This is a genomic window from Bacillus tianshenii (assembly GCA_020524525.2).
GTDB lineage: Bacteria > Bacillota > Bacilli > Bacillales > Bacillaceae_N > Bacillus_AV.
Map to the genome: position 1 here is coordinate 2562185 of CP129018.1, position 11976 is coordinate 2574160.

At 41.0% G+C, this 11976-nt stretch carries 11 protein-coding genes and 1 tRNA gene; 5 read left to right on the forward strand and 7 right to left on the reverse strand.

Features of this window, described 5'->3' with window-relative positions:
* Window positions 1-30: 30 nt before the first annotated feature.
* Both LC040_13045 and dnaE read right to left on the reverse strand, forming a co-directional pair.
* Window positions 31-1278, reverse strand: a complete 1248-nt coding sequence (locus tag LC040_13045) for a malic enzyme-like NAD(P)-binding protein (GenBank protein WLR50198.1) — start codon at window positions 1276-1278, stop codon at window positions 31-33.
* Window positions 1279-1478: 200 nt separating this feature from the next.
* Window positions 1479-4772 carry a DNA polymerase III subunit alpha gene (gene dnaE, locus LC040_13050; GenBank protein WLR50199.1) on the reverse strand — a complete coding sequence of 1098 codons (3294 nt, stop codon included), beginning with the start codon at window positions 4770-4772 and terminating at the stop codon, window positions 1479-1481.
* A gap of 133 nt (window positions 4773-4905) precedes the next feature.
* On the opposite strand from dnaE, the gene LC040_13055 reads away from it, so the two are divergent.
* Together LC040_13055 and LC040_13060 are read left to right on the forward strand one after the other, a co-directional pair.
* Window positions 4906-5235, forward strand: coding sequence for a YtrH family sporulation protein (locus tag LC040_13055; GenBank protein WLR50200.1), 330 nt, complete (start codon window positions 4906-4908; stop codon window positions 5233-5235).
* On the forward strand, window positions 5235-5738 hold the full coding sequence (locus LC040_13060; GenBank protein WLR50201.1) for a sporulation protein: 504 nt from the start codon (window positions 5235-5237) through the stop codon (window positions 5736-5738). Before LC040_13055 ends, LC040_13060 begins: the two co-directional genes overlap by 1 nt.
* Before the next feature lie 42 nt (window positions 5739-5780).
* On the opposite strand, the gene LC040_13065 is transcribed toward LC040_13060, so the two are convergent.
* The gene (locus LC040_13065) at window positions 5781-6731 is read right to left on the reverse strand and encodes a bifunctional oligoribonuclease/PAP phosphatase NrnA (protein WLR50202.1); all 951 of its coding nucleotides are present in this window, start codon (window positions 6729-6731) and stop codon (window positions 5781-5783) included.
* A gap of 108 nt (window positions 6732-6839) precedes the next feature.
* On the opposite strand from LC040_13065, the gene LC040_13070 reads away from it, so the two are divergent.
* Window positions 6840-7142 carry a YtpI family protein gene (locus LC040_13070; GenBank protein WLR50203.1) on the forward strand — a complete coding sequence of 101 codons (303 nt, stop codon included), beginning with the start codon at window positions 6840-6842 and terminating at the stop codon, window positions 7140-7142.
* Between the two features lie 41 nt (window positions 7143-7183).
* On the opposite strand, the gene LC040_13075 is transcribed toward LC040_13070, so the two are convergent.
* Window positions 7184-8494 carry a CBS domain-containing protein gene (locus tag LC040_13075; GenBank protein WLR53288.1) on the reverse strand — a complete coding sequence of 437 codons (1311 nt, stop codon included), beginning with the start codon at window positions 8492-8494 and terminating at the stop codon, window positions 7184-7186.
* A 207-nt stretch (window positions 8495-8701) separates the two neighbouring features.
* Here LC040_13075 and LC040_13080 point away from each other — a divergent pair, with 207 nt between their 5' ends.
* Both LC040_13080 and LC040_13085 read left to right on the forward strand, forming a co-directional pair.
* Complete coding sequence (locus LC040_13080; protein ID WLR50204.1) at window positions 8702-9001, forward strand: hypothetical protein; 300 nt, start codon at window positions 8702-8704, stop codon at window positions 8999-9001.
* Between the two features lie 54 nt (window positions 9002-9055).
* Window positions 9056-9127: transfer RNA gene (locus LC040_13085), tRNA-Gln, on the forward strand.
* 55 nt (window positions 9128-9182) lie between these two features.
* Here the strand turns inward: LC040_13085 and LC040_13090 are convergent.
* The 3 genes from LC040_13090 to LC040_13100 all read right to left on the reverse strand — a co-directional run bounded on the left by LC040_13090 (window position 9183) and on the right by LC040_13100 (window position 11971).
* Entirely contained in the window at window positions 9183-9875 is a 693-nt protein-coding gene (locus tag LC040_13090; protein WLR50205.1) for a metal-dependent hydrolase, read from the reverse strand.
* A gap of 81 nt (window positions 9876-9956) precedes the next feature.
* Window positions 9957-11507, reverse strand: a complete 1551-nt coding sequence (locus LC040_13095; GenBank protein ID WLR50206.1) for a polyamine aminopropyltransferase — start codon at window positions 11505-11507, stop codon at window positions 9957-9959.
* 68 nt (window positions 11508-11575) lie between these two features.
* Window positions 11576-11971, reverse strand: coding sequence for a DUF350 domain-containing protein (locus LC040_13100; protein ID WLR50207.1), 396 nt, complete (start codon window positions 11969-11971; stop codon window positions 11576-11578).
* Window positions 11972-11976: the final 5 nt, after the last annotated feature.

Here is an 11976-nt window from a genome sequence, read left to right on the forward strand (position 1 = left end):
AGGAAGGTATTGCCCCCCTGCTCCACAACCTTATTGGTCTCCGTCTTCGTTAATCATTGTTAAGCGCCGTGTTTTTTCAGCAACTTGCTCTGGGGAAACAGTTCGTCTTGCAACCCCTGTTTCAACAGCAGCCTTCGCAACTGCTGCTGCAACGGCTGGAGCTACGCGTGTATCGAACGGTGCCGGAATAACATAATCAGAAGAGAGTTCATCTTCAGAAATTAATTCCGCAATCGCTTGGACAGCCGCAATTTTCATTTCTTCATTGATATGAGTCGCGTATGCATCAAGTGCCCCACGGAAGATACCAGGAAATGCAAGTACATTATTGACTTGGTTCGGGAAATCAGAACGACCTGTTCCAACCACCATTGCACCTGCTGCTTTTGCATCTTCTGGCATAATTTCAGGAACAGGGTTTGCCATTGCAAAGATAATCGGATTGTTGTTCATGCTTTCTACCATTTTCTGCGTCAAAGCACCTTCAACTGAAACTCCGATAAAAACATCTGCTTCTTTAATAACATCTTCAAGAGAGCCTTCAATTTTTTGAAGATTCGTGCGTTTGGCAATTTGTTCTTTCATATCATTCATACCGTAAGAGCGGCCTTCGAAAATTGCTCCTTTTGAATCACACATAATAATGTCACGTACCCCATAGCTGCGGAGCAATTTCATAATCGCAATACCAGCCGCACCTGCTCCGTTCATGACAACCTTAATATCTGATTCTGATTTTTGGACAATTTTCAATGCATTGACAAGACCTGCTAGTGTCACAATCGCTGTCCCATGCTGATCATCATGAAAAACAGGGATGTTTGTCTCTCTTTTCAAGCGGTTCTCAATTTCAAAGCAATTTGGTGCAGCAATATCCTCTAGATTAATGCCGCCAAATGTTGGCTCTAACCGTTTAACCGTTTCCACAATTTCATCAACATCATTTGTATTCAAGCAAATTGGAAAGGCATCAACACCTGCGAAGCTTTTGAATAAAACAGCTTTCCCTTCCATTACTGGCAATGAAGCTTCAGGGCCGATATTCCCTAACCCAAGTACAGCTGTTCCATCTGACACAACCGCAACCATGTTGCCTTTCATTGTATAGTCATAAACTCTTTCTTTATTCTCATAGATTTCCTTACACGGTTCAGCAACCCCTGGTGAATACGCCAAACTTAAATCACGCGCATTTTTCACTGGTACTTTTGCTTTTACCTCTAATTTTCCTCCGTTTACACGATGAATATGTAACGCTTCTTCACGTCTAATGGACACTTTTCGTTCACTCTCCTTGTAAATGACGGGCTGCTAAAAAATTCACTCAAAGCCAGACCTCTGTTGAAACTAATAATGAATGATTTGTCGGTTAATAACGATTTTTGTATAAAATAAAATGTATTCTTCGCTCATAAATAGTGGTCTGACCACGTAACTAGACTTTCTTAATTATAACAAACGTATCTCCCCTGTAAAGTCTAATGATTTCTAATCACCACATTGCTTTCACCAAGAAGATGACGGAGCTTTGTCAGACAAGCTTCTGAGGGATATGCATGAAATTGCTTGGTTAATTTTGTCGCTTTTTTATCTTTTTCATAATATAGGATCACTTCTACAGGTCCTGGAAACTGACGTAGAATTCCACTGATTTGCTGAAAGACCTGTGAGCTGTGATGTTCAATATCAACCTTTAAATAGAGCGTTTGATTGAGCAGCCCTTTCAGCCGTGAAGCCGGCGTTATTTTTTTGACGTTTACTTGCAGTCTGCCGTTTCTACGTTCAATATATCCGTCTACAACGTACGTTTTTTCTGATTGGAGGAATAAGTTGTATTGTTGATAAACATCTGGAAAGATTACAGCATCTACTTCCCCTGTTGAATCACTGAAATCAGCAAATGCCATTTGATCGCCTTTCTTTGTCTGAATCATTTTCACCCGGTGCAAATACACACCAAGCTTTACAAGCGTCTTATCACGCATTGCCTCTAATTCATGTATAGATGTAATGGCTAACTTCTCGAATAACTCCTTAAATTCATCCGCTGGGTGTGCTGACAAATAAAAGCCAAGCGCCTCCACCTCAAAACGTAGCTCGTCGCTTACCTCAAACGGTTCGGCCTCCGTATAATCAGGCTTCGGCACAACTTCTTCATCAAGGAAAAAGCCACCCTCATCCTCTGAAACTAACTCAACATAACTAAAGGCTGAATCCAAGCTTGCCAATAACACTGAACGCTCCTGCTTGAAATCATCAAAACAGCCTGCAAAAATAAGTGCTTCCATCACTTTACGGTTAATCACTTTTAACGACACTCTACGGCAGAAATCAAACAAATCTGCAAAAGACCCTTGCTTCCGCTGATTAAGAACTTCCCGAACAGCAGTCATCCCAACGCCTTTCACAATCGCTAAGCTGCAACGAATCGCCTCTCCTTCGACACGATAAGCAGCATAACTCTTATTAACAGAAGGGGGCAAGACCTCTATTCCTTTTAGTTTCGCTTCTGCTATGTATGCAGCTGTTTTGTCCTCATTGCCAAGCACACTTGAAAGCAAAGCAGCCATAAAGCAAAGCGGATAATTTGCCTTCAAATATGCAAGCTGATACGCAATCATACTATATGCAACCGCATGACTTCGGTTAAAGCCATAATTCGCAAATTGAACGATTAAATCATAGATCTCTTCTGCTGTCCGCTCATCATAGCCATTTTCCGTACACCCTGAAACAAAGGATTTACGCTGTTCATTTAGCACCTCTCGCTTCTTCTTACTTACAGCGCGCCGCAGTAAATCAGCCTGTCCGAGCGTAAAGCCAGCCATTGTAGACGCAATCTGCATGATTTGCTCTTGATACACGATAATGCCATATGTTTTTTCTAAGATCGGCTGTAAGACAGGATGCGGATAATGAATTGGCTTCTGACCGTGCTTTCTCGCAATAAAATCAGGAATTTGCTCCATTGGCCCAGGGCGATATAAAGCGTTAACAGCGACAATATCTTCAAAGCTTGAAGGTTGAAGTCGCTTTAATACACTGCGCATCCCTTCTGATTCAAGCTGAAATACACCTGTTGTATCTCCATTTCCGAGCAGCTGAAAGGTTTTCGCATCATCAAATGGTAAATCCCTTACTGATACTTGCCGGCCTGTTGAATGACGAATAAGACGTTGAATGGATTCGATTAAACTCAAATTTCGTAATCCAAGAAAGTCCATTTTCAATAGCCCTGCTGCCTCTAAATCTTCCATCGGGTATTGTGTTAACAACATCCCATGCTGTCCTGCTTGTACAGGAACATGCATTGAAAGTTCTCGCTCACTAATCACAACCCCCGCAGCATGTGTAGACGTATGGCGCGGTAGTCCTTCTATTGCTGTTGCTATTTGAAATAAGCGTGCTGCTTCATCAGATTGTTGCAACAACGCTCGTAATTCGTTCGAACTCTCAAATGCTTTTTTTAAGGTCATACCTGGTTTTGCTGGAATTGTTTTTGCTAAGCGGTCAATATCAGGTATTCTCATTCCTAACGCACGTCCTGTATCTCGAATTGATGCACGCGCTGCAAGCGTTCCAAATGTAATAATTTGGGCAACATGCTCACGGCCATATTTTTGCGCGACATATTCAATAATTTCGTCTCGGCGATGATCAGGAAAATCAATATCAATATCAGGCATGCTGACACGCTCAGGATTCAAAAAACGTTCAAATAAAAGATCATACTTTAATGGATCAACATTTGTAATGCCTAACACATATGCAACAAGTGAACCGGCCGCTGAGCCACGTCCAGGCCCTGTTAATATCCCTTGCTGATGTGCATACTTCATAAAGTCCCACACAATTAAGAAGTAATCACTGAACCCCATGCTCTTAATAATCGCAAGCTCATGTTTCAGCCTGTCTTGTGCGTAACTGTTTTCCCCATAACGTTTCTGAACACCTCTCTCACAAAGCCGCTCCAACCATTCATCAGCCGTTACACCTTGTGGAACTGGATATTTCGGGAGAAGTCGCTCACCTAGCTTTAGATGCACCTCACATTTGTCGGCAACTTTCTTTGTATTCGCTAACGCGTTTGGATAGGATGCAAACCGTCTTTTTAGTTCCGCTTCAGATTTCAATTGAGCCTCTTTGTAAGCAAGGTCCTTTAGACGTTCATCCTCAAGAGTTATATTATGCTTAATCGCCAGCAGACATTGATAAGCTAATGCGTCTTCCTGCTCCAAATAATAAACTGGATCAATTGCAGCGATTTCTATACCATGTTCTTCTGCAAGCGTAACAAGCCTCTCTTCAAGTGCAGTATTTCGCTGTGAAAGACCTACATAAAAGTCCTCCCCATATAATGTTTTATATTGTTCAATATTGTGCGCAACCTTTTCACACGGAGGTATTAACGCAATTAAGCCAGCGCTATACTGAGCTAATTGTTCCTGGTTCACACCGTTTAGTTCATTAACTTGTACGATACTTGTTAAATGAATTAAGTTTCGATAGCCTTGCTCATTCTTTGCCAGCAAGATTAATGGATACATTGTTTCATCAGTGCCTAGCACGGAGAGCTCTAACCCTAGAATTGGTTTTATGCCATGCTTACGACAAAGCTGATAAAACATAAGCGACCCATACATGACGTTTTTATCTGTTAACGCCACGGCAGGCATCCGCATTTCTTTCGCTTTCAATACCAGCTTCTCAAGGTGCACTGCGCTTTCTAGCAAACTATAGCCACTGTGGACATTTAAATGTATTACTTCCATGGACCGTTCCACCCTTTTAATCCGAATACTTGTTTCCATTATAGTACACAACCAACTAAAGAGGAAAAAACATAATCTCGGACACGCTGCCATAAAATTGAGTAAGACTCTATAAAAAATTGAGGTGCGGAGAATGGAAGAACGCTTTATGGCTTCCTTTTTGAATTGCTATTTTATCGGTTTTGGGGTTTTATTTGGCGGTGTACTCGTTGGGGGGCTTGGGGCATTTATTACTGGCGAACCACCGCTGACAATGATTTTTCGGCTTGAAAAAAGCTTGAAAATCTGGGCAATCGTCGCTGCGATTGGAGGGACATTTGATGCCATTTCAAACTTTCAGCGTGGGATTTTTTACGGCGAACCACTCAGTGCATTCAAGCAAATCTTATTGATTGTAGCAGCGATGGGTGGTACCCAAACTGCTTCGCTGTTTATTCAATGGCTCACCCAGGAGAGTACGTAATGCACATTCCTCCTTACTACAAATCCCCAGCATGGCAGCGCTTCTTTGCAGGCATGTTTGTCGGCATGCTAATCAGCTGGTGTGTATTTCTATTTATGTACGGAGAAATGCAGGAAAAACAAGTGACACAGCTTATTGAACAACAGTCACTTATCAACAGCTTAAAACAGCAAAACGAAATGTGGAAAGAAGATATTGAAAAGTTAAATGAAGAAAATCAAAAAAAGCTCGTCATCGATGATATTGCACTTTCATTAACAAACGCGAAGGCATTGAAGCTGGACCTCTTGACCGTTCATACATTAAAACAGCAAATTCAAGACGAACTGCAGCCCACACTTAAACAAGATATTGAAACGATTATTAGCAACAAGGACTTACTTATTAAAACGGTTGAAAACAAAGTCTACAAGCTCGACCAAGTTGGATATAAGGTAAAAGTAAAACAATTGTTTATCTCAACAACCTTAGAAATACATGCCGAAGTTAAACTTGTTGACTAAGCAAAAAAAGAATCGGGTGCCACACTAGCACCCAATTCTTTTTTATTTTTGCTGTTCAAACTGTTTGCATGCTGCATCCAAATCTGCAACTACTCTTTCAGCTTCTTCCCAGCTATACACGGTAGCACCTGATGCAAGCGGATGTCCTCCGCCGTTATATTTTTCCGCAACTGTGTTAATGACAGGACCTTTGGAACGAAGGCGAACTCGGATTTGGTCCTCTTCCTCGACAAATAAGACCCATGCTTTGATGCCCTCTACATTTCCAAGCGCACCAACGGTTTTCGATGTTTCATTTGCAGTTAATCCGTATTCATTTAATAATTCTTTCGTCAAATTAACGGATGCCACTCCCTCTTCGGTTGTCGAAAAGTTTTGTAGAATGTAGCCATTTAAGTGTGCAAGATTTTGTGGCATTTTATACATATTATTATACAGCTCAGAAAAGTTAAATCCTTTCTTAATCAACTCTGCTGCATATTCAAATGTATTAATATTTGTGCTTGGATATAAGAAACGGCCCGTATCTCCAACAATACCTGCATACAACAAACGGGCTGCCGCCTGCGTTAATTCTAAGCCTTGCTCTTTACCAAATTCATAGAACTCATAAATCATTTCACATGTTGCACTTGCATCAGTGTCGACCCAAATTAAGTCACCATACTCATCACGATTCGGATGGTGATCAATTTTCACTAGCTTGTCACCTAAGTGATAACGCTCATCACTAATGCGCTCTTGGTTTGCTGTATCACAAACAATAACAAGCGCGCCCTTGTATTGCTCATCTGAAACGTCATCAAGATGAGTCATGAAAGCTAACGAAGGTTCTTCCTCTCCAGTTAGCAAGACTTCTTTTTCTGGAAATGATGACTTAATAATTTCACCAAGCCCTCCTTGTGAGCCTAGCGCATCTGGGTCAGGACGTACATGGCGATGAATAATAATGCGATCATATTCTTTAATGGCATCCAGTATCTCTTGTTTCATTGGAAGCTTCCTCTCTATTTTTCATTTTGTGTTCACCTTTCACACTAGTATTTCATTCTATCCCTCGTTACAATAGAAGACGAATGAAGAATGGAAGGTGTGAACCCAATGCCTGTTTTTGGCTTTTTATCTGTTTTAGCAATTGGTTTTTATTTGTTTTATAAAACAAAGTATTTTCGTTCGAGACGCCCTATGGAAAAGCAATGGCTGTCAGCAAAGTCAAGCATTGCTCTCGGCGCATTTGTATTCTTATTTGGACTTAACCAAATCATTGTCTGGAACACGACAATTTCAAATGTGATTGGCATATTGTTTATTCTTATCGGCGGTATGAGTGCATTCTTTGGCTTCAAAGCAAAGAAACATTACTTCCCTCTTGCTGTTGACGAAGCAGAAAAGCTGAACAAATAGCTTCTTGAAAAGTCATGTCTAGTTGTGGACATGACTTTTTATTATCGATCAATTAATTGTGCCATTAATAAGGCTTTTCCAACAAGCTTTCCTTCGTTGTAGACTTCAACATCGACTTTCCCAAATTTACGCCCCATCTCAAGCACTTTTGGCACAATCTCTAACACACTTTCTAACTGAACTGGCTTGATAAAATAAACGGTAATATTCTCAACGACGAGATCACCTTTTTTATAGCTACGCATCATTCGACTTCCTGCTTCTGTTACAAGCGTTGTGAAGACGCCATAAGAAACAGTTCCAAGATGATTCGTCATCTGCGGGGTTACTTCACAGCGGTACACATTTGCGCCCGCTTCTGGCACACTAATAAATTGATTTGTTACTAAGTCATCAATTGTTTCGCCGACTTGTGGCTGACGCTGGATCATTTGTAGTGCTTTCAAGACGTCCTGCCTGCTGATAATTCCTAGCAGCTTATAATTATCATCAATGACAGGCAGTACCTCAATTCCTTCCCACACCATCATATGAGCAGAGTTTGCTACAGATGTCTTCCCGTTCACAACCATTGGATTCTTCGTCATCACTTTTTCAATCGGAAGATGACGGTCCACTCCGATAACATCCTTAGCTGTTACCATGCCAGTTACCTTCAATTGATTATCAACAACAGGATAACGGCTATGCTTTGTCTCATCATTAAGTTCAAACCATTTGCCCACATTATCATTTACATGAATGTAAAATGTACGGTCTAAAGGCGTTAAAATGTCTTCAACGAAGATAATTTCTTTCTTAATCAGCTGATCATAGATTGCACGGTTAATCATTGTTGCAACAGTAAACGTGTCATAGCTTGTAGAAATAATTGGTAGCTTATATTCATCTGCAAGCAGCTTCACATGCTCGTCTGTATCAAAGCCACCTGTAATTAAAACTGCTGCACCTGCTTGAAGTGCTTTTTCATGTGCTTTCGTACGGTTCCCGACAATTAATAAGTTACCTGCACCTGTGTAACGCATCATCGCTTCAAGCTTCATCGCACCGATGACAAACTTATTCAATGTCTTATGCAAGCCTTCTCTTCCACCAAGCACTTGTCCATCAACAATGTTAACAACTTCAGCGTATGTAAGCTTTTCGAAATTTTCTTTCTTCTTTTGTTCAATACGGATTGTGCCGACTCGTTCAATTGTACTAACCAATCCTTTATTCTCTGCGTCTTTAATTGCACGATATGCAGTTCCTTCACTGACCTGCAATTCTTTTGCAATTTGGCGCACAGAAATTTTATTCCCGACATCTAAGTTTTCGATGTGTTGTAAGATTTGCTCATGTTTTGTTGCCAACTGCCTCACCATTCTTTCTGTTCATCCCGAACTGTTCGGTCTGCAAGATATTCTAGCTATATTATACTTCTCATATCTCTGCACATCAATTGCCTTCGCAATTCAGCGGTTTTCAAGATAAATTTATTTTTTTCAAAAGATGTGTATAAAATTCATCCGATGAGCCATTCTATAGAATGTCAACACAACACAAGGAGGAAATTTCACATGGCACAACAACAAGCACAACAAGCGATTCAACAAGCGCAAACAGCAATGCAACAGGCTCAACAAAATCCACAACAAGCTCAGCAAGCATTGCAACAAGCTGCAAATGAACTTCAACAAGCAATGAGCGCTGCACAAAATTCAGCAAACCCTACATCAATTCAACAAATCCAAAACGCTCAAAATGCAGTTCAACAAGCGCAAAATGCTGCTCAGCAACAACAGCAAAACCCACAGCAAGCGCAACAAGCGATTGATCAAGCTGTTCGTGCGTGTCAACAAATTCAAAACATGCAGTAATTTCCTCAACGGAACATCGCTGCCTGCCCGTAAAACGTCAGGCAGCTCTATCGATGGGCCATAGCCAAGCGGTAAGGCAACGGACTTTGACTCCGTCATGCGTTGGTTCGAATCCAGCTGGCCCAGTTAGAAAACTTGAAACGAAAAGCTGGCTGTCATTTTGACAACCAGCTTTTTCATTTTATAGATCAAGTGTATCGCCGGCATTCATTACTTTTCCTTCAACACCATCAATCGCTGCTAACTTTGCTGTATAGGCTTCTGGATTTTGTTCAATTGGCGGGAATGTGTTGTAATGAATCGGCACAACAAGCTTTGCTTTTAACCATTCTGCCGCAACAGCTGCATCATCTGGTCCCATTGTGAAATTATCTCCAATTGGCAGGAATGCCACATCAATGTTATTCATTTCTCCGTACATTTTCATATCCGTGAACAACCCTGTATCCCCTGCATGGAAAACCGTCTTGCCTTCAGCATAGAATAAAATTCCTGCAGGCATGCCTGTATACACAATCTTTTGGTTTTCTTCTTCTGTATAGCTTGAACCGTGGAATGCTTGTGTTAGTTTCACTTTACCGAAATCAAATTCACGGGAACCGCCAATATGCATTGGATGTGTGTTCAAGCCTTTCCAGCCAAGGTATGTAGCAAGTTCGAACGGAGCTACAACTAACGCATCATTACGCTTTGCAATATCAACTGTATCTCCTACATGGTCATTATGCCCATGCGTTAATAAGATGACGTCACATGTCACATCATCTGCATTTAAATCACATGTCTCATTCCCCGAAATAAACGGGTCAATTAGAATCTTCTTTCCGTTTGTTTCGATCATTACAACTGAGTGTCCATGATAAGAAATTTTCAAAGCTATTCCGCTCCTTTTTTCTTAAAAGTTTGCCTACTTCATATTTACGACATCAACGGGCAAAACCCTGCCTAATTCACCCTAGTAATGCGACCATGCCTGTTCATATAATGTGATTAAACGAGGATGAATCAATGTGTTCGGTTGTAATTCTAATAACCGTCCTTGGTCATCGTAAAACTTCTCATCTTCATCTTTTCCAAAAAAGGTGAGCGCTGATAACATCTCTTCTGATAAAAACTTCGTATCAACCTTAAGCTTAAAAGGCGTTAACTCAATTTCTTCTCTAGATGCCATCACAAAGCCCCAATTTCCAAAGCTCGGAATATCAACATGAAAATTTTCCGTATGCAGTTGTGCCGCCTCAATTGTTTCATTAATGGTCCAATATACTTTCGGTGCAAATACAGGACTCGTTGATTGTACCATCATCTTCCCACCAGGCTTTAAATGATTACGCAGCAACGAATAGAATTCCATCGTATACAGCTTATTTAACGATTCATTATTCGGATCAGGCAAATCAGCAAGAATGACATCATACCATTCGTCAGTACTTTCCATGAATTTAAATGCATCCTTATGTACAACCTGCACACGTTCATTCTCAAATGCATGCTTATTAAGCTTTACTAAATCTGGATTCGTTGAAGCAATCTCAACCATTCGTGGGTCGAGATCGACGACGGTAATTTGTTTTACGTCATCATATTTCAATAACTCACGAGCCGCTAACCCATCGCCACCGCCAAGAATGAGAACATTGCTTCTATCCCTCGCAAGGGACATCGGCGGATGAACGAGCATTTCATGGTACCGATATTCATCGCTGGAACTGAATTGCAAAGAGCCATTCAAGAACAGCCGAACGTCGTCACGCGATTTGGTCATCACAATATGCTGATATGCTGTTTCCTCTGATAAGATAAGCGGGTCACGATACAGCTTCTGTTCAAATGTAAAAGCAATCTTTTCACCGACAAATACGCCGCCAAATAAAACGACTAAGATGAACGCTCCTGCTGTTACGTATCTTTTAAAATGATTGATTTCACGTCGGAACAAAAAGAGAATCCACATAGCTGTCGCGGCATTAATCATCGCAACGAGAAAAGCAGACTTAACAAGACCAAATTGCGGTCTGAGCAAAAAAGCAAACAACAGCCCTCCAATTAATCCGCCTGCATAATCAGAGAACAACACCCGCGCTGTACTCCGATTAAGCTCAACACCTATCTCATTCGCCTTCCGGATTAAGATTGGAAGCTCCAAGCCTGTCAATGCACCTACTAAAAGCGTAACAAAATATAGAAAAAAAGCATCTGAACCATCGGCCATATAGGCAGTAATTCCAAATAACAAGAAGCTTGAAAAACCACCGATAACTGCGACTGCATATTCAATTATGACAAATGATGTGATTAACTGCTTCATCACTTTCTCACTGAGCGATGCCCCAATTCCCATGCCGGTCAAGAACAAGGAAATCGTTAACGTATATTGCTTCACACCGTCGCCGAGAATATACGAACCGAGAGCACCAAACAAAACTTCAAAAATAATGCCACAAATCGACACAATGCCTGAAGCCCAATAGATACTTTTACTTTTCTTCTCTGCAATTGTTGTCATCTTCTCACCTGCGTTTCTAACAACTTATAAACCCTCGAAACGCGCTGTTTCGAGGGTCTCCTAACACCTTATGTAATCGACGCACCGATAACGAATGCCAAACCGACTGATACACAAAAGCTGACAATACCGACAGCTATGTTCCGTTGTTTCAATTGTTCTTCAACAGAAAAGCGGCGTGTGAACAGCTCAAACAGCAAATAAGCTACCATTTGCAGGACAATTCCAACTCCGCCCCAAATCAAGGTTTCAACAATCGTATCATTTGTATAAATGGAAAAGGTTAAAATAATGCAAATACCAATGATTTTCCCGCCAATTGACAATGCAACAGCATAGTTTCCTTCAGCAATCTCCTGCCAGTCTTTATATTTTGTTGTAATCAACTCGAAGATTACAAGACCGACAACTACGATTGCTATTGCTGCCAAAAAGTAATAAACAGTTAATAAATACGGCTCCATTCCTA

Coding starts and splice junctions, on each gene's coding strand:
- LC040_13100 (WLR50207.1), bottom strand. CDS start 11,971: ATGGAGCCGTATTTATTAACTGTTTATTACTTTTTGGCAGCAATAGCA.
- dnaE (WLR50199.1), bottom strand. CDS start 4,772: ATGGAAGTAATACATTTAAATGTCCACAGTGGCTATAGTTTGCTAGAA.
- LC040_13070 (WLR50203.1), top strand. CDS start 6,840: ATGCCTGTTTTTGGCTTTTTATCTGTTTTAGCAATTGGTTTTTATTTG.
- LC040_13095 (WLR50206.1), bottom strand. CDS start 11,507: ATGACAACAATTGCAGAGAAGAAAAGTAAAAGTATCTATTGGGCTTCA.
- LC040_13060 (WLR50201.1), top strand. CDS start 5,235: ATGCACATTCCTCCTTACTACAAATCCCCAGCATGGCAGCGCTTCTTT.
- LC040_13080 (WLR50204.1), top strand. CDS start 8,702: ATGGCACAACAACAAGCACAACAAGCGATTCAACAAGCGCAAACAGCA.
- LC040_13065 (WLR50202.1), bottom strand. CDS start 6,731: ATGAAACAAGAGATACTGGATGCCATTAAAGAATATGATCGCATTATT.
- LC040_13055 (WLR50200.1), top strand. CDS start 4,906: ATGGAAGAACGCTTTATGGCTTCCTTTTTGAATTGCTATTTTATCGGT.